Consider the following 20,332-nt stretch of genomic DNA (forward strand, 5'->3'; position numbering starts at 1 on the left):
GAACGGACGTTTTCCGCGACAGCAGCTCCTTCATTGCTCGCTGATCGGCGCTTCGTAGCTGCGAGCCATCGTGCCCGCCGCAACCTGCAGCGAAGAACCAATTACCCAGCAGCCGGCAACAAAGCCGATCAGGCCGTTTGGCAGATTCTGATCAAGGACAAGGATGCTGACGGACAGAGTTGCAGCGATTGCCGCGCCGAACGTGCCGGCCGCACTCATGATCTCTATCGGCTCGGAACCGTTCCACTCTTCCGAGATGCTCGATGTCGACCTCTGCGCGGGGGCATTGCCCGACAAATCAATCCCCATGTAATAGCCAAGAGCTCCGTAGAGTATCGTTATCAGGACGATCCAGCCGCTTTCAAACAGTCCGGCCTTTTGACGTAACACGGTCGCACCAACATAGAGGCCGCCAGAGGCCCCAACCGCGGCCAGTCCGATTCTTTCAAGAAGATGGGCCGATTTGATCAAACTGGAACGGGGGATCCGAAGATTGCCGACCCGCCTTGTTGCGGAGAAGGCGTTGGAAATTGCGCTGCTTATCTTCATAGGAGCTCCTTCTGAGTAAGTAGCAGCCTACCGGCCGACCCCGAACAGAAGCTGCGTGAGTTGCGCGATGCCCTTTCATTCCAATTTCTGAAGAATCTTCGCTGAGTGATGGGACTGGTTTTGCTCGTGAGCGAGACGGAACCAATCCAAAGCTGCGAGCATGTGGCTGCGCAGGCATTGCATCTCACCCGTGTTTCAAATGATCCGGGTGCGGCAATTTTCGTTGCGAGAGTGGTAATTCAGAAAGAGAGCGAGCGCGTATGAAGCGGTTCACACACGGTCCTCCCTGTCGCTCTATTCGGTCACAATTTCCGAAGGACGCATCTCATTTCGCGATAACGGACGGCGAACATGCTGGATCTGCAACGCGCGGTTGGTCAGCACGCTGCCCGCGTCTGGCCGAAATCAAAGATACGCGCATGGTTTCGTGAAGCTCGCAGCCTCAGCCCGACCACTCCTCGCCCCAGACCTGCACGACGTGGCCGGGCGACACTTCGCGATAGTGCCGCACCGGCGGCTGATAATCCGGCGCGCGGACCGGGCTTCTGATCTCGTCGTTGGAGGCTGGTCGCTGCGTGCCGCGGCGCGACGGATCGGGCACCGGCACGGCGGCCATCAGCTTTTTGGTGTAGGGGTGCTGGGGGTTGCCGAACACCGACGCGCGCGGGCCGATCTCGACGATCTCGCCGAGAAACATCACGGCGACGCGGTGGCTCATGCGCTCGACCACGGCGATGTCGTGGGAAATGAAGAGATAGGCGAGACCCATGCTGGCCTGGAGGTCGAGCATCAAATTGACGACCTGCGCCTTGACCGAGACGTCGAGCGCGGAGACTGCTTCGTCCGCGACGATCAGTTTCGGGCCGAGTGCGAGCGCGCGCGCGATGCAGATGCGCTGGCGCTGGCCGCCGGAGAATTCGTGCGGGAAGCGCGCCGCCATGTCGGCGGAAAGACCAACACGGACGAGCAGGTCGGCGACCTTGTCGCGCGCCTGCGACCCCGTCGCGAGTCCGTTGGCAAGCAAAGGCGCAGCGATCGCCGTTCCCACCGACATGCGCGGATTGAGGCTCGCGAACGGATCCTGAAACACGATCTGCATGTGCTTGCGGACATCGCGCAAAGCCCGGCCGTTCATGGCCAGCACATCCTGGCCATCGATCAGGACCGTACCGCTGTCCGGCTGCGTCAGCTTCAGGATGGAGCGTCCGGTGGTCGACTTGCCGCAGCCGGATTCGCCGACCAGCGCCAGTGTCTCGCCGGCGCGCAAGGTGAAGGAGACGTTCTCGACCGCATGGACGCGGCCCGAGACCTTGCCGAACAGGCCCGAGCGGATCGGAAAGCGCGTCGTGAGGTTTGAGACTTCCAGCAGAGGCCGCTCGGCGGGCGAGACCGTATCGGGCGTCTCGGCCGGCTCGTCCGACGTGCCCGTCACCTTGTCGACGATCGGAAACCGCATCGGCCGCATCCGCCCGTCCATCGAGCCGAGCCGCGGCACGGCCGCGAGCAGCGCGCGCGTATAGGGATGCGCGGGCGCGGCAAAAATGCGCGCGGTGGCGTCCGTCTCCACCGCCTGCCCGCCATACATCACCACGGTGCGGTCCGCGATCTCGGCGACCACGCCCATGTCGTGGGTGATGAAGAGGATCGACATGCCCTCCTCCTGCTGAAGTTCTTTGAGCAGTTCCAGGATCTGGGCCTGGATGGTGACGTCGAGCGCGGTGGTCGGCTCGTCCGCGATCAGAAGCTTCGGCTTGCAGGCCAGCGCCATCGCGATCATCACGCGCTGGCGCATGCCGCCGGAGAAGCGATGCGGGTGCTCGTGGAAGCGCGACGCCGCCGCAGGGATGCGGACGCGATCGAGCAGGCGGACGGTCTCCGCCTCCGCCGCCGCGCGCGACAGGCCGCGATGCTGGATCAGCGCCTCCGCGATCTGGAAGCCGATGGTGAGCACCGGATTGAGGCTCGTCATCGGCTCCTGGAAGATCATGGCGACGTCATTGCCGCGGATATCCTTCATATCAGCCTCGGGCAGCGCGAGCAGATCGCGCCCCGCCAGCATGACGCGGCCCTCGACCCGGCCGATCTCGCTCGGAATGAGCCGCATGATCGACAGCGCGGTGACGCTCTTGCCCGAACCGGACTCGCCGACGATCGCGACGGTTTCGCGGGCTGCGATGTCGAACGAGACCTTGCGAACGACGGGAATCCATTGCCGCTCGAGCATGAAGGAGGTGGTGAGGCTGGAGACGGAGAGTACCGCTGCCTGTGCTTCGGCAACGGCCTGATCAGATCTTTTTGTGCCGATGCTCATGCGATTGCCCTAATAGCCCCGCCTGCGATCGACCAGACCCGGCAGCTCCTCGCCCCGACGATGCCGCGCGATCACGTCGAGCACGAAATCGACGGCCGTATCGGGCGTGGTCATGCTGGCGTTGTGCGGCGTCAGCAGGATACGCGGATGGCTCCAGAACGGGTGGCCTGCCGGCAGCGGCTCGGGATCGGTGACGTCGAGCACCGCACCTGATAGCGCGCCGCTGTCGAGGGCTGCGAGGAGATCGGCCTCGACGAGATGCGGGCCGCGTCCGACATTGACGAGCCCTGCCCCGCGCGGCAGGCGCGCGAACAGCTCGGCATTGAGAATGCCGCGCGTTTGATCCGTTAGCGGCAGCAGGCAGACGAGAATGTCGGCCTGCGCCAGAAATTCTGGCAAGGCATCGGCCCCCGCGTAACAGGTGACGCCTTCGATCTCGCGCGGCGAACGATTCCACCCAAGAAGCGGAAAGCCGAACGTCTTGAGCCGTTCCAGCACGGCCTGGCCGAGCTGGCCGAGCCCCATCACGCCGACGTGCCGGCGCCTGGCCGGCGTGATCCGGATCTCGCGCCAGACCTGCTGCCTCTGCTGGCTGATGAAATCGAGGAGATCGCGATGCAGGGCAAGCACGGCCATGGTGACGTATTCGACCATGGTCTCGGCAATGCCGGGCTCCAGCATGCGGACCAGCGGGATGTGCGCCGGGACTGTCGTGGTGTCGAACTGATCGACGCCCGCGCCCACCGAGAAGACCAGCTCGAGATTGGGAAAGGTCGTCGTGATGTCATCCGGCGGCACCCAGGCCACGAGATAACGCACCGCGGCGGGGTCGCCGATATCAGGCCAGAGCCGGAACGGCACGTCGGGCGCGCGCTCCGCGAAGAAGCGCGCCCACTCGGCGCCGCGCACCATATTGGCCTTGTAGAGAACCGTCATGCCGCCCTCAGAACGGGCTGACTGGCGCGAGCCGGCGGCCGTCGATCATGCGCTTGTGGCTGTAAGCGGCGGGATCGACCAGCGGCGTCGCGCCGGTCACGAGGTCGGCGGCGAGCTTGCCGGCGGCGGGACCGATGCCGAAACCGTGGCCGGAGAAGCCGGTCGCGAGGAAGAAACCCGGCAGCGCGTGGACCGGCGAGATCACCGGAATCGTATCGGGCGTGCAGTCGATGGTGCCGCCCCAGGCTTCGGCGATCTCGATGTCCTTCAATTCCGGATTCGACTTGATCAGCGCCGCCAGCGCCGCATTGACCAGCGACATGTCGGGCGCGGGATCGCGCACGCGCTCGGCCTCGAACGGCGATGGCTTGTCGAAACTCCAGCTGGTGCCGCGCATGAGCTGATCGAAGAACGATTTGCCGAACGAGAGCTTCAATCCGTTCTTGCGATGCTGATAGGTCGGCCAGAACGTGCGCGCGTAACGGAACAGGTCCGGCGACAGCTCGACCGTGCCGCGGTTGCGCAGCGCCAGCGTGAAGCCGCCGTCGAGGCGGCGGCGGATGCAGTAGAAATCGGTGCCAAGCGCGCCGGAGGTGATCTCCGGTCCCGGCGTGGTCCGGCACGCGGTGGCGTTGACGAGTCCGATCGGCAGCTCGATGCCGTGGCGGCGGCAGAACAGCGACGACCACGCGCCGCCCGCCAGCAGCACGGATTGCGTGCGGATGGTGCCCTTCTCGGTGACGACGGCGCTGACGCGCCCGCCAGTCGTCTCCAGCCCGCGCGCGGCGCAGCCCTGGTGGATGGTGACGCCGTGCTTGCGTGCGGCGGTGGCGAGCGCAGGGACGGCCATCGACGGCTCGGCGCGGCCATCGCTCGGCGTGTGCAGGCCGCCGACCCATGTGTCGGCGTTGCCGGGCATGCGCTCGGCGACCTCGGTCGGCGTCAGCACGGTGGAGTGAACCTGCATCTCGCGCGCGACCGCGGCCCAGCGCTCCCAGCTGGCGAGTTCGTCCTTGCTCTTGGTCAGGAACAACACCCCGGTTCGCCGGAAGCCGGCATCGACGCCGGCATCGTTCTGCATGTCCTCCCACAGAAGCAGCGCCTCGCGCGCGAGCGGGATCTCCTCGCGTGCGCGGCCTTGCTGGCGGCACCAGCCCCAATTGCGGCTCGACTGCTCGCCGCCGACATGGCCCTTCTCGACCAGCGCGACGGAGTGCCCCTTCTTCGCCAGATGATAGGCGGCCGAGACGCCGATGACGCCGCCGCCGATGACGACGACATCTACCTGCGCCGGCAGGCGTTCGTCGCTGTTGATGCGGTTGAGCGGCGGGGACATGGGGCACTCCTGGAGTTCAGTTCGAGCTCTTGCGCGTCAGAGGTCTTGCGCGTCACGGGATGTTCATTCGCGGATCGAGCGCATCGCGCAGGCCGTCACCGAGAAAGTTGAAGCTGGTCACCGCGAGCGTGATGGCGACGCCCGGCGCGATCGCGAGCCAGGGCGCGCTGGTGAGATAGATCTGCGCATTGTTGAGCATGTTGCCCCAGCTCGCCGCCGGCGGCTGGATGCCGTAGCCGAGATAGCTGACATAGGATTCGAGCAGGATCGCCTTGGCGACGTTGAGCGTCGCGGCAACCACTATCGGCGCGATCGCGTTGGGCACGAGCTCGCGGAACATGATGCGCAGGTTCGACGAGCCGAAGGCGAGCGCGGCGACCGCAAACTCACGCTCGCGCAGCGAACGCACCTGGGCTTCGACCACGCGGGCCACCGCCATCCAGGCCGTGGCGGCGATCAATATGGTGGTGGTGACGAGACCGGGCTCGGTCAGCGCTGCGAGGGCCAGCAGCAGGAAGATGGTCGGAAAGCACAGCACGGCGTCGACGAGCCGCATCAACACCGCGCCGACCGCGCCGCCATAGAACCCGGCAAAGGCGCCGACGACAATGCCAACCGCCATCGCGATCACCATCGCGACGATGCCGATCGAGAGCGAGACCCGCCCGCCCATCATCAACCGTGCCAGCACGTCGCGGCCGAGCTCGTCGGTGCCGAGAATATGCGCGCCGGAGAGCGGCGGCGCGAACCGCTTCATGATGTCGATGTAGGTGTCGTCGAACGGCAGCAGGTAGGGGCCGAACGTCGAACCGAGCACGAGCACGAGGATGATCAAGGCGCCCGCGAGCGCCAACCGATGCCGGCGAAAGCGCCGCCACGCGGCCTGGCCGGGCGCGAGCTGAACGGTGGAGAGGGCTGCGGTCGCCATCGCTTCAGCCCACCCGGATGCGCGGATCGACGACGGCATAGAGGATGTCTGCCAGCAGCGAGCCGATCAGCACCATCGTCGCCGAGAACATCAGGATGCCCATCACCACGGGATAGTCGCGGTAACCAATCGAATCCAGGAACAGGCGGCCCATGCCCGGCCAGGTGAACACGGTCTCCGCCACCAGCGCACCGCCCAGCAGCGTCGGAAACTGCAGGCCGGCGACCGTGATCATCGGCAGCAGCGCGTTGCGAAGCGCGTGCACCGTGAGAATGCGCCATTCCGGCATGCCCTTGGCGCGTGCAGTGCGGATGTAGTCCTGGTTGATGACCTCGAGCATCGAGGAGCGCATGAAACGGCCCCACATCGCGGTCTCGACCAGCGCCAGCACCATGGCCGGCGCGATCAGATGATGCAGCAGGTCGAGGAAGGAGCCGTCGCCAATGGTGTGCCGGTTGCCCGCCGGCAACCAGCCGAGCTTGACCGAGAAGACGTAGATGGTGACGAGGCCGAACCAGAAGGTCGGGATCGACAGCGCGATCATGGCGCCGACGGTGGCAAGCGTATCGAACAGCGAGTAGCGGCGTAGCGCGCCAAGGATGCCGATCCAGCAGCCGAGCAGCACGGCGATGATGGTCGCCGTCGCCATCAGCTCCAGCGTGGCGCCGAGATGCGAGGAGATCACCGACAGCACCGCCTCGCCGTCGCGATACGACTTGCCCCAATCACCCCGCACCATGCGGCCGAACCAGTCGAGATATTGGACCAGCAGCGGACGATCGAGGCCGAGCTGCCTGGTGACGCGGTCGAGATCCTCCTGCGTCATCTGGCTTGAGACGGCAAACTGCGACAGCGGCCCGCCGGGCGCCAGATGCAGGATGGCGAAGCCGATCCCCGAGACGATCACCAGCAGCATGATCGCCTGCGCCAGGCGATTGACGACGTAGCGGGCCATCTCAGGCGATCCGACCAGCCCGAGACATCAGGCCCAATACCATTCGCGGATGTTCCAGCAATTGATGGAGGTGTTGATGTTGGGACGGAAGCCTTGCAGCCCCTCCTTCACCCCCTCCGCAATGAAGCCCTGGAACAGCGGCAGGATCGCAAAATCGTTGCGGATCAGCTTCTGCAGATCGCCGTAGGTGGTCTTGCGCTGGGCGAGTTCGAACTGCTTGGCGCCTTCAGCGAGCAGACGATCCGCCTCCGGGCTTCTGTACTGATAGGTGTTGAAGCCGCGGCCGCCTTTGGCGGGAATGGCGCCGGAGCCGAAGCGCGGCGTCACGTCGGGGTCGCTGCCGAGCATGAAGTTCACCGACACCAGCACCGAGTTGAACTTCGACTGCTGCCAGAACTCGCCCCAGATCACCGCCGCCGGCATGTTGTTGACGCGCATCGCAGCGCCGATCGCACGCCAGTCCTGGATCAGGAGCTGCTGCGTCTGCTCGCGCACCGCATTGCCCGACGTCGTCGAGTTGGTGAATTCGAGCTTGGCGCCGCCCTTCTCGCGAATGCCGCCGGAGCCGCGAACCCAGCCCGCGGCGTCGAGCAGCGCGTTGGCCTTGGCAGGATCGTATTTGTGCTGCGGCAGACCCTGCTGGAACGACCAGGCCTGCTGCGGCACGAAGCTCTCGGTCGGCGTCGGCAGACCGTAATTCAGCGCGTCGATGATCGCCTGCTTGTTGATGGCGAGATAGAGCGCCTCGCGCACGGCACGATCAGTGAAAGGACCAAAATCCAGGTTCGGCGCGATATGCTCTACCGAGGAGGTCGAAGAGACGAAGATCTTGCGGCCCTTCAGCGTCTTTGCCTCCTGCACGAAGTTCGGCAGGATGCCTTGCAGGCCGGTGTAGTCGACCTGACCGGTGCGGAACTGGGTGTAGAGAACGGCCAGGTCCGGAATGTATTTGAAAACGACGCGTTCGACGTAAGGTCCTTTGCCATGATAACCGGTATGGGCATTCAGCTGGATGTGGTCGCCCGGCACGCGCTCGGCCCAGCGGAACGGCCCGGTACCGATGGGTGCGTTGTGGAACGGCGAGGAATTAGGATCGGACACCTTCTCGAGGATGTGCTTGGGCACGATGAAGGTGAGCGAGAGAATTGACATATATGGCGAATAGGGAGCCTCCATTCGCCAGTGGATCTCGTCGGGCGCGACGACCTTGATGTCCTTGACGAGGCTGTGGCCGACGCGGTTGCGGACGCGGAAATCGGGATTGTTGATCAGCTCGAGCGAGAACTTGACATCCTCGGCCGTGAACGGCGTGCCGTCGTGCCATTTCACGTCGCTGCGCAGCTTGATCTTCCACGTCAGGCCGTCGGCCGAGAGGCCGCCATTCTCGATGGTCGGGACTTCGCGGGCGAGGTCGGGAACGAATTTCCCGTCGGGCTCGATGTACCAGAGCGGCGAGAACACCTGCCACCAGATGCCCTGATCGACCTCGATGCCCGGCATCAAGGGATGAAAGACGGTCGGCTCCTGCGACAGCGCCGCGATCACCTGGCCGCGCGGCTTGTCCGGGGGATTGGTAGGACGTTCGGTCTGTGCGAAGGCGTTCCCTGAAAGCGTCCAGCCTGCGGCTGCGCCCGCGCCGAGCTGGAAGAATTGACGGCGATTCGGAATGCCGAGATGTCCTGCCCCAACGCCGAACTTGCCGGTGTCGTCCGCCATGACCCACTCTCCGTTTCCGCACGCGGCACCGTCTCCCGCGCCCCCGAGACCCCGGCAAAGGGACAGGAGTGGGCTTTAGTGCTTCTAAATTTTTCTCCCAAAAGTTCATCACGACTAAATACAGCTGTCAATCGCATTGCTAGAATGCGCCAGCTTTTCACTCTGACTGAAGGCGCGGGGCTCGATCCCCGACGCTGAGATGATGCATGGGAGAGCGACATGGATGGTCGCGGCGACACGAACAGTCTGAAGGACGCTCCGACGACCGAGGCCGAAGATGCGGTCGACCAGCGCCTGGGTGAAACAGTGCGGCTGCTGCGTCAGCGCGCCGGCCTCTCGATCCAGGACGTCGCCAACAAGACCGGCCTGTCGACCGGCATGATCAGCCAGCTCGAACGTGCGCGCGCGATGCCGTCGATCCGCACGCTGCGCCTGCTCAGCATCGCGCTCGACGTTCCCATCTCCTATTTCTTCGAGAGCAGCGATCCTGCCGAAGCGCCGCGCTACACCGTGCGCAAGAACGCCAGGCGGCTGCTGCGGCTCACCGCCAGCGGCGTCGTCAAGGAAGCGCTGACGCCGGAAGGCAAAGGCCAGCTCGAGCTCTACGAGCTCACGCTCAACCCCGGCGCCTCCTCCGGCACCGACTTCCTGCAGCACACCGGCGAGAAGGCGGGCTACATCCTCTCGGGCAGCCTGCGGCTGTGGCTCGACAACCAGGCCCATGTGCTGGAAGCCGGCGACAGCTTTCGTTTTCCGAGCATCGTGCCGCACATGTTCGACAACCCGACCCAGCAGGTGGCGCGCGTGATCTGGGTGACGACGCTGCGCCAGACCGACTCGCCGGAGGGTTGAGTCCGGCATCAAGGTCTGGCGAGACGGATCTAGCTCATCCTTCGCCGCAGCGTGGCTGACGGCGTCTCGCCGAATTTCTCGCGGTAGGCGCCGGCCATGCGGCCGAGATGGGTGAAGCCGAGATCGAAGGCCATCTCGGTGATGGAAACATCGGGTGCGGCTTGCGCGAGGCGCGCATTGAGGCCGGCGAGGCGAATGTCGAGCAGCATCTGCGAGATCGACACGCCGAAGTGACGGCGGAAGCCGAGCTGCAGCGCGCGGATGCCGATGCCGGAGGCGCAGGCGAGCTGCGCGAGGTCGAGCGGCTCGCCGGCATGGTCGGCAAGGTGATCGCGCGCGGCGCGCAAGGCGCGCGGCAAACGCTCGGCCTGCCCCGAAAACGTCTGAATCGCATCCGACAGGCCATGCCGCTGCCGGTTGAGCAGATGATCGAGCAGCGCTTCGCGCCAATCGGCCATCGCGGCCGGCGAGAGCCGGCCTGATGGCCCGAGGCGCTCGGCGAGCGTCATCAGCTCGGCGAGCCTCGTCTGCAGGGCCCGCCCGGACGGCGCATCCAGCTCGATCACCGGATCGAACTCGACCACCCCGGTCGCCCTGCCCGACAAGGCCGCGGCGCGCTGCTCGACCATGCGGCGATCGAGCAGCAGGATCGCCTGCGCACAATCGCTCCACATCATCCGGGTCGGAATCGTCGGCGACAGCAGCGACGCGATCCGGTCCGGGGCCGCATCGAGCTCACGACGACCGGCACGAATGCGGGCGCTGCCAGCAAGCGGGACCTGCACCAGGAAGAAGCGCTCGAGGCAGCCCGGATCGATGCTGACCGCTCCGCCATAGGCGACGTAGTTGATGGAGAAACCGTCGAACGCCGCGCAATTGTGCCGGGCAGAGAAGCCGGCCGCGCGCGCCTGTGTCGGCTTCAGATCGTGCGGACAGAAGATGCGCCCGATCTGCTCGGCCGCCTCGTCGACGTCATCAGTGGTGACACGGGCGAACGCCGCAAGCCGTTCGGCTGCAGAGGCTGTTGCGCTCATTTCCAGCTCGGCTGCGGACATCGTCGACCATGCTTCGCGCCCGGAATTCCTTTAAGCCTATAATAGTTCCGCGGGGGCGAAAAGGGCCGGAGCTCGCAAATTCGTCGTGCTGCATGGCAATAGGTTCATCCGGATTCGTTTAGCGGATAGACAGGCTGCCCGTCCTCGGCCGATGCTCCGTCCCCGCCGGAATCCATGAGGAGCAAGCCATGACTGCACTCGAAAAAGGCATCACCGCGAACGGCACAGGCTACGGCGGAAAGAGCTGGAACATCCTTGGCCAAGTCTATTTCCCCAAGGCCGTCACCGACTCCACTTTCGCGTTCGAGACCAACAGCGATCCCGGCCAGTTCGTGCCGGTGCATATCCATCCGACCCAGGACGAGTTCATCCTGGTGCAGGAAGGCACGCTCGATCTCAAGCTCGACGGTCAATGGGTCAAGGCCAATGCCGGCGACCTCGTGCGCATGCCACGCGGCATCCCGCACGGCTATTTCAACAAGTCCGACAAGCCGTGCCGCGCGCTGTTCTGGGTCTCACCGATGCAGAAGCTGGAGGCGCTGTTCAACCAGCTGCACAATCTGACCGACCCGGCCGAGGTCGTGCGCATCTCGGCGCTGCATGAGGTCGACTTCCTGCCGCCCGAGGCCAACGACTAGCCGTCGCCGCTTCCTCCGCTTCCATCGGCTTGCAGTCCGGCCGGCCGCGCCTTGCGGCCGAACGCGGCCGCTTGCGCGCAACACATCGAGCAAACCCATGGTCAGCCCAAAACATGTCTGCGTGATCGGCGCCGGCGTCTCCGGCCTTGCCGCCGCGAAAGCATTCTCCACCCGAGGCCACCGCGTCACGATCGTCGAGCGCAGCTCGGATCTCGGCGGCGTCTGGGAGCCCGCGCGCTCCTACCCCGAGGTGCAGACCCAGAGCCCGAAGGAGCTCTACCGCTACACCGACCGTGCCATGCCGGATGCCTATCCGGAATGGCCGACCGGGCCGCAGGTCCACGCCTACCTCGCCGACTATGCCAAGAGTTTTGGCCTCGAGCGCATGCTGCGGCTCAACACCGAAGTCGCCGGCATGGCGCGCCGTGGCGACGGCAGGTCGGGATGGACGCTTGCCTTGAAGGACAGGAACGGCACGACCACGAGCGAGGATTTCGATTTCGTCGCGGTCTGCACCGGGCAATTCAACGAGCCACGCGAGCTGCATTGCCCCGGCGAGGACGCCTTTCTGGCGCAGGGCGGCCAGATCCTGCACTCGTCGAAATACGGCGATCCGACCCTGGCGAAGGAACGCCGCGTCGTCGTGCTCGGCGGCTCGAAGTCCGCAACTGACATCGCCGTGAATGCGGTGAAGTCAGGCGCGCGCGAGGTCACCATCGTGATGCGTGAGCCGGTCTGGCGCATTCCCTATTTCATCGGCGGTCTCGTGAACTTCAAGCGCATCCTCTACATCCGCGCGCAGGAGGAGATGTTTCCGGGTTGGGGCATCAGCACGATGGGACGGCTCGCGCACCGCCTCGCCGCGCCGCTGGTCTGGGCCAATTGGCGCGGGCTGGAGAGCCTGTTGAAGGCGCAGCTCAAGCTCGGCCGCTGCAACATGGTGCCGAAGGAGCGCATCGAGGACGGCGTCAACTGCTCGGTGCCCATCGCAACGCCGGGCTTCTACCCGATGGTCGCCGACGGCCGCATCAAGGCCGTGTTCGGCACGTTCGACCATTATGAGGGCGACAGCATCGTGATGAGTGGTGGCGAGCGCGTGGGCGCCGACGTCGCCGTGCTCGCGATCGGCTACAAGCTCGGCGTGCCGTTCCTGCCCGAGGCCTACCGGCAGAAACTGGTCGATGCCGACGGGCAGTACCGGCTCTATCGCCTGATCGCCAATCCGGATCTGCCCGAGCTCGGCTTCGTCGGCTTCAACTCCTCGTTCTGCACCGTGCTCTGCGCCGACCTCGCGGCGAACTGGCTGGTGCGTTATGCCGACGGCCAGCTCGCGAACCAGCCGACGGCACAGGCGATGCGCGACAACATCGAGATGATGCTGCACTTCAAGCGCGTCGAGCGGCCGGCCGCGGGCGTCTATGGCGGCCTCTGCGTCGCCCCTTATCACTACCGCCATTTCGACGAGCTGATGGCCGATATCGGCGCGAAAAACCAGAAGCGCGGCGGACTCGCGGGCCGCTTCCAGCCGCCGGATGCGGATGCTTACGCCAAGTTCCTGGCGACGGCGCCGGACTACCGGGCGGCGTGAAAGGAGAATTGCGGCGGCTCGCCTCCGACGTCTACGATCTCGCTGGCCATCGAATCGACGGGAACCAGCCATAGGATCGGCCATGGGATCGAGACGACTTGCCGCCGCGGCCCTCGCGGCTGTTGCCATCTTCGGCGCGGTGCCCACCGTTGCGCAGAAGGCGGCGCCGACGCCACAGCAATCGGAGGCGCTCGCGGCTTACGAGCGCGCGCTCGGCGACTTCAAATCCATCCTCACTGAGCGGCGGCGCCAGATCGAGGCGAAGGAGCCGCTGCCGAACCTGCCGGGACAGGCGCTCTATCTCGCGCGCGTCGCTGTGATCAGCAGCTACAAGGACCTCACCGACGTCATGCCGTCGCGGATCGGCCGGCCCAACAAGTTCGAGATTCCTCCGGCCTATTTCGACGCCGAGATCGAGCCGCTGGTCGACGAATACGGCAGGCTCTTCGACCTCATGGAGGCGCCGCCTGCCAGCGCGCAGAGCTCGCCGACGCCGTTCAAGGACGTCGTCGATCTCGCCGTTGCGATCGCGCGCGCCAAGGGCCTCGCGCCCGAACATGCCGAAGTTGCGGGGCGGATCAGCCTCGGGCTGTTCTTTGCGGAGACCAACGGCAAGCAGAACGTCCGCAACGCACGCTCGAACACCTATATGGGCAGCTTCCAGACCGGCCCCTCCGAAGACCGCAACGGCCGGCGGAAATGGGAGAAGATCAAGGGCGACGTAGCTGCGATCGACCCGGGCTTAAGCGCGCGAGACGACAAGGAGGAGGCGCGTGCCCGCGGCACCGATCAGCGCTTCAACCACTGGACCAACGTCCGCAACGGGTTGATGAACGCGCACTCCGATCTGTTCCGCGAGATTCCGGGTATCGTCAAGACGCTGCCTGATACGATCGACCAGATGAAGCTTTTCCAGCTGATCCAGATCGTTCCAACCCCGACGCGGTCCGCGCTCAAATCGGGCGATCTCCTGAATTACCGGGTGTCAAGCCCCAGAATCATGGGATACCTGCGCAACAACAGCATCTTTGCCTTCGGACGGGCCGACCGGGCGAAAACCTCGGCGAGCTACCGCGAAATCTTCGCCGCGATGTGGCTGTTCAACCGGAAGTTCGAGAAAGCGATGGCGAAATACGCGGAGATCAGGGCGCGCTGAGGAAGCGGGTTGCAACTGCCAGCGCAGGTTGTAGTCTCGCGGTGGCATCGATCACGCGGACCTTTCCATGCGCATTCTCGTTCTCGGCGGCAGCCAGTTTCTCGGCCGGGCGATCGCAAGCCACGCCTCCGCTGGCGGGCATGACGTGACCTGCGCGGCCCGCGGCCTTGCGGGGCCGATTGCCGCCGGCGCCCGCTTCCTGCGGATCGACCGCGACGTGGCCGACGGACTTGCGCCGCTCGCGGGTGAGACATTCGACGCCGTGGTCGATGTCTCGCGTCATCCCGGCCAGGTCCGTCGCGCAGTCGCCGCGCTGAAGCGGCCGGGCGTGCATTGGACCTTCGTCTCGACGATCAGCGTTTATGCGGACAACCGCATCCCGGGGCAACGCGCCGACACGGCGCCGCTGCGCGAGCCTGTTGCGGGAGAGATCGAGCACAGCACCGAGGCGATCTACGGCGCAGCCAAGGTCGCCTGCGAACAGGCGGTCGGCGATGACGCCTTCATCTGCCGCGCCGGACTGATCGCAGGCCCCGAGGACCCGACCGGACGGTTCGCCTATTGGCCGGCGCGGCTTGCGCGCGGCGGCGAGGTGCTGGCGCCGGGATCGCCGGAGGATGCGGTCCAGTTCATCGACGTGCGCGATCTCGCGCAATGGATCGTGCATGCGGCAGAGAGCGGTCTCGTCGGCATCTATGACGGGATTGGGCCGATCCGCACGCGCGGCGGATTCCTGAGCGAATGCGCTTCCGCGCTGAACGCGTCCTGCACCTTCACCTGGATCGATCGCGCCTTTCTGGAAGCGCATGACGTCAGGCGTTGGGCGGGCCCGCGGTCCTTACCGATGTGGCTGCCATTGCCGGACTACGCCGGCTTCCTGACGCGCGATACCTCGCCGGCACGCGCGGCCGGATTGACCTCGCGACCGCCGGGAGACACCGCGCGCGATACGCTTGATTGGCTCAACGCCAACAACGGGCCCGTCGTCGGTCTCACTGCCGAAGACGAGAAGGATGTGCTCGCGGCGTGGCATGCGCGCCAGCCCTAGGTGCAGACGGGCCAATCGTTCGCCGGTGAAGAAGCGCCTTGTCGTGACAAATCTGTCAAAGGCCACACTGCCGTTTTCGGTGCAAGACCCGTGACCGCCATGGCTATGGTGTTCCACGACTGCCCGTTTGTTGGTAGCCTGCCGCACCGACAGACAGCAATCGGGGACCACCGAATGACGCGCGCCAATCCCGCATCTCCCGCACGACGCAATGGAGCAGCGAGGAAACATATCGGTCGGGCACTCGCCGCAACCGCGGCATTGGCTGTGCTCGCCGGCTGCGAGGACAAGAACACGTTCGTGGCGCCGCCGCCGCCCAAGGTCGACGTCGCGACGCCGGTGCAGCGTCCGGTGACGCGCTACATCGAGGCGACCGGCAACACGGCACCGATCAAGAGCGTCGATCTCGTCGCGCGCGTGCAGGGCTTTCTGCAAACGATCGACTATCAGGACGGCACATTCGTGAAGCAGGGCACCCAGCTGTTCACGATCGAGCCTGAGACCTACAAGCTCAAGCTCGAGCAGGCGCAGGCGGCCGAAGTCGGCGCGCAGGCCTCGCTCCGGCAGGCGGAGGCCGACTACAAGCGACAGGCCGAGCTGGTGCAGCGCCAGGCGGTCTCGCAAGCCACGCTCGACACCTCGACCTCGAACCGCGACAACGCCCAGGCCAATCTGCAGCAGGCCCAGGCCAACACCAAGCTCGCCGAAGTCAATTACGGCTACACCAAGGTCACGGCACCGTTCGACGGCATCGTCAGCGCGCACATGGTCTCGATCGGCGAGCTCGTCGGCGTCTCCTCGCCGACCCAGCTCGCCACCATCGTGGCGATGGACCCGATCTATGTGAACTTCACCGTCAACGAGCAAGACGTGCTGCGCATCCGCGCCGAGGCGACCCGTCGCGGACTGACGCCCGCGGACATGAAGCACTTCCCGATTCAAGTGGGGCTGCAGACCGATACCGGCTACCCTCATGAGGGCAAGCTCGACTACGTCTCGCCGACCCTCAACCAGTCGACCGGCACGCTGGCCGTGCGCGGCCTCGTTCCCAACGACAAGCGGGTGCTGCTGCCTGGCTATTTCGTCCGGGTCCGCGTGCCCTTCGACCAGGAGAAGAGCGCCCTGCTCGTTCCCGACACCGCGCTCGGCAGCGACCAGGGCGGCCGCTATCTCCTCGTCGTCAACAGCGACAACGTCGTCGAGCAGCGCAAGGTACAGATCGGCCCGGTCGACAACGGCCTGCGCGTGATCGAGAGCGGCCTGAAGCCAGAGGATCGCGTCGTGACCGCGGGGCTCTTGCGCGTCATCCCGGGCCAGAAGATCGACCCGCAGGTGACGAAGATCGAGCAGACGCAGGCCTCGAGCAAGTAGGGGCTGCCAGCCATGATCTCAAAGTTCTTCATCGAGCGGCCGGTCCTCTCGAACGTCATCGCGCTGTTGATGATCCTGATCGGCGGCGTCGCGCTGTTCAATCTCGCCATCGCGCAATACCCCGACGTGGTGCCGCCGACCGTGCAGGTCACCACGCGCTATCCCGGCGCCAGCGCCAAGACCGTGATCGATACCGTGGCGCTGCCGATCGAGCAGCAGGTCAACGGCGTCGAGGACATGCTGTACATGCAATCCTACAGCGGCTCCGACGGCACCTACACGCTGACCGTGACCTTCAAGATCGGCACCGACCTCAACTTCGCGCAGGTGCTGGTGCAGAACCGCGTCTCCAGCGCATTGTCGCAATTGCCGCAAGCCGTGCAGAACCAGGGAGTCACCGTGCAGAAGCGGTCGACCTCGATCCTGTTGTTCGTGACGCTCACCTCGCCGGATGCGAGGTACGACAGCCTCTACTTGAGCAACTACGCCACTATCAACATCCGTGACGAGCTCTCGCGCCTGCCCGGCGTCGGCAACGTCACCGTATTCGGCGCCGGGCAATACTCGATGCGGATCTGGCTCGATCCCAACAAGCTGCAGGTGCGTGGCCTGGTGCCGCAGGACGTGATCCAGGCAATCCAGCAGCAGAGCCAGCAGGTCGCCGCCGGTCAGGTCGGCGCGCCGCCGACGCCGCCGGGACAAGCGTTCCAGTACACGCTGAACGTCAACGGACGGCTCGACGATTCCGGCCAGTTCGAGAACATCATCGTCAAGACGGGCACGAGCGGCGACGTCACGCGGGTGCGCGACGTCGGCTGGGTCGAACTCGGCGCGCAGACCTACAGCCAGATCTTCTCGCTCAACAAGCAGCCCGCGGTCGGCATCGGCGTGTTCCAGTCGCCGGGCGCCAACGCGCTGCAGGTCGAGCAGGCCGTCGAGAGGAAGATGGCGGAGCTCGCCAAGCGCTTCCCCGAAGGCATCAAGTACGACACGCCGTTCGACACCACCAAGTTCGTCGAGGCCTCGGTGCACGAGGTCTATATGACCCTGATCGAGGCCGGCCTGCTGGTGCTGGTCGTCATCCTCATTTTTTTGCAGGACTGGCGCGCGATGCTGGTGCCGGCGACGACCGTGCCTGTCACCATCATCGGCGCCTTCGCCGCGATGGCGGCACTCGGCTTCACCATCAACATGTCGACGCTGTTTGCGATCGTGCTCGCGATCGGAATCGTGGTCGACGACGCCATCGTCGTGGTCGAGGGCGCCGCCCACAACATCGAACAGGGCATGAACGGCCACGACGCCGCGATCCGCGCGATGGACCAGCTGTTCGCGCCGATCGTCGGCATCACGCTGGTGCTGATCTCGGTGTTCCTGCCCGCTTCGTTCCTCGCCGGACTGACCGGGCGCATCTACTCGCAATTCGCGCTGGTGATCGCCGCGACCGCCCTGCTCTCCGCCATCAACGCCGCGACCTTGAAGCCGACGCAATGCGCGCTGTGGCTGCGGCCGGCCGTGCCGCCGGAGCAGCGCAATTTCTTCTATCGGGGCTTCAATGCGGTCTACAACCGCGTCGAGCGCGGCTACACAAGGCTGATCACGTTGCTCGTGAAGCACGCCACCATCTCGGTCGCGTTCGCACTGCTGATCATCGCCGCCAGCGGCTATGGCCTGTCGCGGGTGCCGACCGGCTTCCTGCCGATCGAGGACCAGGGCTATCTGATCGCCGCGGTGCAGCTGCCCGACGGCGCCGCGCTGGAGCGGACGCAGGCCGTGCTCGACAAAGCGAGCGGGCTGATCAAGGACACGCCCGGCGTGGCGCAGGTCATCACCATCGCCGGCATATCCGCGCTCGACAACAGCGCCAGCCTCGCCAATGCCGGTGTCGCCTACATCATCCTGAAGGATTGGGACGCCCGTAAAGGACCCGGCGAGGATCTGCGCTCGCTGGTCTTTGGCCTGAACGACAAGCTCGCTGATATCATGGAGGCGCGCACCATCGTGTTGCCGCCGCCGCCGATCCAGGGCATCGGCAACGCCGCCGGCTTCTCGATGCAGGTCGAGCTGCGCGACGGCAACAGCGATTTCGCCAAGCTGCAGGCCATCACCGGCGCGATGGTCACCAACGCTCAAAGCCAGAGCGCGCTGCAGCGCGTGCAGTCCTCGTTCCGCTCCTCGGTGCCGCAATTCAACGTCGAGATCGACCGCGTCAAGACTCAGACGCTTCATGTCACCACGGATCAGGTGTTCTCGGCGCTGTCTACCTATCTCGGCTCTTCCTATGTCAACCAGTTCAACAAGTTCGGCCGCGTGTTCCAGGTCTATACGCAAGCCGATCCCGCCTTCCGCGTCACCGAGCGCGACATCGCCAACATGCAGGTGCGCAACTCGAACGGCGACATGATCCCGCTCGGCACCGTCGCCAAGATCACGCCGGCCACCGGCCCGTCGCTGATCAGCCTCTACAATCTCTATCCGTCCTCGACCGTGATCGGCCTGCCGGCGCAGGGCTATTCGTCGGGCCAATCGCTGAAGCTGATGGAGGAAATCGCGGACAAGACGTTGCCGCCGGGCACCGGCTATGAATGGACCGCGATGTCGTATCAGGAGAAGGCGGTCTCGAACCAGATCTACTGGGTATTCGGGCTCGCCATGCTGCTGGTCTATCTCGTGCTCGCCGGCCAATACGAGAGCTGGTACGCGCCGATCTCGGTGATCCTCGCGGTGCCGCTGTCGCTGCTCGGGCCGATGCTGATCCTCTCCGCCCTCAAGATCGACAACAACCTCTATTGCCAGATCGGCCTGATCCTCCTGATCGCGCTGTCGGCCAAGAACGCCATCCTGATCGTCGAGGTGGGGCTCGAGCTGCACGGCCGCGACGGCAAGCCGATCATCGAATCCGCGATCGAGGCAGCGCGCGCCCGCTTCCGGCCGATCCTGATGACCTCGTTCGCCTTCATCCTCGGCGTCGTCCCGCTGGTGCTCGCCACCGGCGCCGGCGCCAGCGCGCGCAAGTCGATCGGCATCACCGTGTTCTCGGGCATGCTGGCCTCGACCTGCCTTGCAGTGCTGTTCGTGCCGGCCTTCTTCGTCGTGGTGCAGCGTTTCGAGAACTGGCGGGCGTCGAAGAAGAAGCCGCAGGCGGTGGCGGAGGTGAAGCCCTAACCCTGCTCCGCCGGCGCCTGCCGCGCCTCGCCGCTCGAGACCAGGAGCACCGAGACCTTCGACTGTCGCAGCACTGCATCGGCGACGCCGCCGAAGGAGAGATGGTCGGCCTGGATCCGGTCAACGCCCATGACGACGAGGTCGACGTCGGTGGTGTCGATCTCGCGCAGAATCGCCGCCTCCGGCAAATCCAGCCGAGCAATGACGGCCCCAGGATGATGCCGGCGAGCAGCTCGCCGATCACTGAGGGTTGGCCGACGCGCATCATGATCTCGCCGAGGCCGCGACCCACCGCGATCAGCAGGACGATCTGCGCCACCAGCAGGAATTCGGACGGGCCGGCCGATTTGCCCGCTTCGGCGCCGGCCGCAATGGTGGTGAGGATGAGCGCCGCGGGGACGAGGCCGACCGGCCGGAGCAAGGTCCACAGCATGCAGGCGTCATTTCCCCTTTACCCGGCCCCGCTGTCGGGGCCACGGGATAGAACCCGCGGGAGGCGGCGGGAGTTCCTGCCGCGCACGACGGGACGGAGGGGGCAAAAACGCCAAACGCGAAAACAACCCCATGCACAGTAGGGATGCCGTTGAAAACTTTCAAAAAGTTCGGCTTTGCCGAAACGGCTTGCTCCGTCGGGCAAAACACTGGCAGAATGGCATCGTGGGTGGCATGGCGAGAGTGCCTCCTCATTCTCCGTCATTCCGAGCGCAGCGACTTGTCCGCCGAAGCCT

At 65.4% G+C, this 20,332-nt stretch carries 15 protein-coding genes and 1 pseudogene; 7 read left to right on the forward strand and 9 right to left on the reverse strand.

Annotated features, from left to right (window positions below; translation table 11 throughout):
• Positions 1–30: 30 nt before the first annotated feature.
• The 7 genes from I6F36_RS10475 to I6F36_RS10505 form a co-directional block, all read right to left on the reverse strand.
• The gene (locus tag I6F36_RS10475; RefSeq protein ID WP_225126056.1) at positions 31–549 is read right to left on the reverse strand and encodes a hypothetical protein; all 519 of its coding nucleotides are present in this window, start codon (positions 547–549) and stop codon (positions 31–33) included.
• Positions 550–991: 442 nt separating this feature from the next.
• Positions 992–2,860 carry an ABC transporter ATP-binding protein gene (locus I6F36_RS10480; protein ID WP_225126058.1) on the reverse strand — a complete coding sequence of 623 codons (1,869 nt, stop codon included), beginning with the start codon at positions 2,858–2,860 and terminating at the stop codon, positions 992–994.
• Between the two features lie 9 nt (positions 2,861–2,869).
• Complete coding sequence (locus I6F36_RS10485; protein ID WP_225112141.1) at positions 2,870–3,796, reverse strand: glyoxylate/hydroxypyruvate reductase A; 927 nt, start codon at positions 3,794–3,796, stop codon at positions 2,870–2,872.
• A 7-nt stretch (positions 3,797–3,803) separates the two neighbouring features.
• Positions 3,804–5,132, reverse strand: coding sequence for an FAD-binding oxidoreductase (locus I6F36_RS10490; protein WP_225126059.1), 1,329 nt, complete (start codon positions 5,130–5,132; stop codon positions 3,804–3,806).
• 52 nt (positions 5,133–5,184) lie between these two features.
• Complete coding sequence (locus I6F36_RS10495; RefSeq protein WP_225112139.1) at positions 5,185–6,060, reverse strand: ABC transporter permease; 876 nt, start codon at positions 6,058–6,060, stop codon at positions 5,185–5,187.
• Between the two features lie 4 nt (positions 6,061–6,064).
• On the reverse strand, positions 6,065–7,015 hold the full coding sequence (locus I6F36_RS10500) for an ABC transporter permease (RefSeq protein WP_036013130.1): 951 nt from the start codon (positions 7,013–7,015) through the stop codon (positions 6,065–6,067).
• Between the two features lie 27 nt (positions 7,016–7,042).
• The gene (locus I6F36_RS10505; protein ID WP_225126061.1) at positions 7,043–8,731 is read right to left on the reverse strand and encodes a peptide ABC transporter substrate-binding protein; all 1,689 of its coding nucleotides are present in this window, start codon (positions 8,729–8,731) and stop codon (positions 7,043–7,045) included.
• A gap of 219 nt (positions 8,732–8,950) precedes the next feature.
• On the opposite strand from I6F36_RS10505, the gene I6F36_RS10510 reads away from it, so the two are divergent.
• Positions 8,951–9,583 (forward strand): cupin domain-containing protein, encoded by a 633-nt coding sequence (locus I6F36_RS10510; RefSeq protein ID WP_225126063.1) that lies wholly within the window; start codon positions 8,951–8,953, stop codon positions 9,581–9,583.
• 29 nt (positions 9,584–9,612) lie between these two features.
• Here I6F36_RS10510 and I6F36_RS10515 read toward each other — a convergent pair whose 3' ends face one another.
• The gene (locus I6F36_RS10515; protein ID WP_050996011.1) at positions 9,613–10,638 is read right to left on the reverse strand and encodes an AraC family transcriptional regulator; all 1,026 of its coding nucleotides are present in this window, start codon (positions 10,636–10,638) and stop codon (positions 9,613–9,615) included.
• A gap of 188 nt (positions 10,639–10,826) precedes the next feature.
• Here I6F36_RS10515 and I6F36_RS10520 point away from each other — a divergent pair, with 188 nt between their 5' ends.
• From I6F36_RS10520 to I6F36_RS10545, 6 genes are all read left to right on the forward strand, one after another.
• Positions 10,827–11,276, forward strand: coding sequence for a cupin domain-containing protein (locus tag I6F36_RS10520; RefSeq protein WP_036042217.1), 450 nt, complete (start codon positions 10,827–10,829; stop codon positions 11,274–11,276).
• 97 nt (positions 11,277–11,373) lie between these two features.
• Positions 11,374–12,864: an NAD(P)/FAD-dependent oxidoreductase gene (locus I6F36_RS10525; protein WP_225126065.1), complete on the forward strand. Its 1,491-nt coding sequence runs from the start codon at positions 11,374–11,376 to the stop codon at positions 12,862–12,864.
• A gap of 82 nt (positions 12,865–12,946) precedes the next feature.
• Positions 12,947–14,020: a hypothetical protein gene (locus I6F36_RS10530; protein WP_225126066.1), complete on the forward strand. Its 1,074-nt coding sequence runs from the start codon at positions 12,947–12,949 to the stop codon at positions 14,018–14,020.
• Positions 14,021–14,087: 67 nt separating this feature from the next.
• Positions 14,088–15,068, forward strand: a complete 981-nt coding sequence (locus tag I6F36_RS10535) for an NAD-dependent epimerase/dehydratase family protein (protein ID WP_225126067.1) — start codon at positions 14,088–14,090, stop codon at positions 15,066–15,068.
• 174 nt (positions 15,069–15,242) lie between these two features.
• A complete protein-coding gene (locus tag I6F36_RS10540; protein ID WP_198399638.1) occupies positions 15,243–16,439 on the forward strand; it encodes an efflux RND transporter periplasmic adaptor subunit in 1,197 nt (398 codons plus the stop codon).
• Positions 16,440–16,451: 12 nt separating this feature from the next.
• Positions 16,452–19,604: an efflux RND transporter permease subunit gene (locus I6F36_RS10545; RefSeq protein ID WP_225171394.1), complete on the forward strand. Its 3,153-nt coding sequence runs from the start codon at positions 16,452–16,454 to the stop codon at positions 19,602–19,604.
• Here I6F36_RS10545 and I6F36_RS10550 read toward each other — a convergent pair.
• Positions 19,601–20,037 (reverse strand): annotated as a pseudogene (locus tag I6F36_RS10550) (universal stress protein). The gene I6F36_RS10545 and the pseudogene I6F36_RS10550 sit on opposite strands and share 4 nt — an antisense overlap.
• Between the last annotated feature and the right edge of the window lie 295 nt (positions 20,038–20,332).

It is taken from the genome of Bradyrhizobium sp. BRP19 (assembly GCF_020194195.1).
Classification (GTDB): domain Bacteria; phylum Pseudomonadota; class Alphaproteobacteria; order Rhizobiales; family Xanthobacteraceae; genus Bradyrhizobium; species Bradyrhizobium yuanmingense.

What these genes read in the sequence shown, in the direction of transcription:
- I6F36_RS10500 (WP_036013130.1), bottom strand. Translation starts at nt 7,015, where the DNA reads ATGGCCCGCTACGTCGTCAATCGCCTGGCGCAGGCGATCATGCTGCTG.
- I6F36_RS10525 (WP_225126065.1), top strand. Translation starts at nt 11,374, where the DNA reads ATGGTCAGCCCAAAACATGTCTGCGTGATCGGCGCCGGCGTCTCCGGC.
- I6F36_RS10530 (WP_225126066.1), top strand. Translation starts at nt 12,947, where the DNA reads ATGGGATCGAGACGACTTGCCGCCGCGGCCCTCGCGGCTGTTGCCATC.
- I6F36_RS10540 (WP_198399638.1), top strand. Translation starts at nt 15,243, where the DNA reads ATGACGCGCGCCAATCCCGCATCTCCCGCACGACGCAATGGAGCAGCG.
- I6F36_RS10505 (WP_225126061.1), bottom strand. Translation starts at nt 8,731, where the DNA reads ATGGCGGACGACACCGGCAAGTTCGGCGTTGGGGCAGGACATCTCGGC.
- I6F36_RS10490 (WP_225126059.1), bottom strand. Translation starts at nt 5,132, where the DNA reads ATGTCCCCGCCGCTCAACCGCATCAACAGCGACGAACGCCTGCCGGCG.
- I6F36_RS10495 (WP_225112139.1), bottom strand. Translation starts at nt 6,060, where the DNA reads ATGGCGACCGCAGCCCTCTCCACCGTTCAGCTCGCGCCCGGCCAGGCC.
- I6F36_RS10475 (WP_225126056.1), bottom strand. Translation starts at nt 549, where the DNA reads ATGAAGATAAGCAGCGCAATTTCCAACGCCTTCTCCGCAACAAGGCGG.
- I6F36_RS10520 (WP_036042217.1), top strand. Translation starts at nt 10,827, where the DNA reads ATGACTGCACTCGAAAAAGGCATCACCGCGAACGGCACAGGCTACGGC.
- I6F36_RS10515 (WP_050996011.1), bottom strand. Translation starts at nt 10,638, where the DNA reads ATGTCCGCAGCCGAGCTGGAAATGAGCGCAACAGCCTCTGCAGCCGAA.
- I6F36_RS10480 (WP_225126058.1), bottom strand. Translation starts at nt 2,860, where the DNA reads ATGAGCATCGGCACAAAAAGATCTGATCAGGCCGTTGCCGAAGCACAG.
- I6F36_RS10510 (WP_225126063.1), top strand. Translation starts at nt 8,951, where the DNA reads ATGGATGGTCGCGGCGACACGAACAGTCTGAAGGACGCTCCGACGACC.
- I6F36_RS10545 (WP_225171394.1), top strand. Translation starts at nt 16,452, where the DNA reads ATGATCTCAAAGTTCTTCATCGAGCGGCCGGTCCTCTCGAACGTCATC.
- I6F36_RS10485 (WP_225112141.1), bottom strand. Translation starts at nt 3,796, where the DNA reads ATGACGGTTCTCTACAAGGCCAATATGGTGCGCGGCGCCGAGTGGGCG.
- I6F36_RS10535 (WP_225126067.1), top strand. Translation starts at nt 14,088, where the DNA reads ATGCGCATTCTCGTTCTCGGCGGCAGCCAGTTTCTCGGCCGGGCGATC.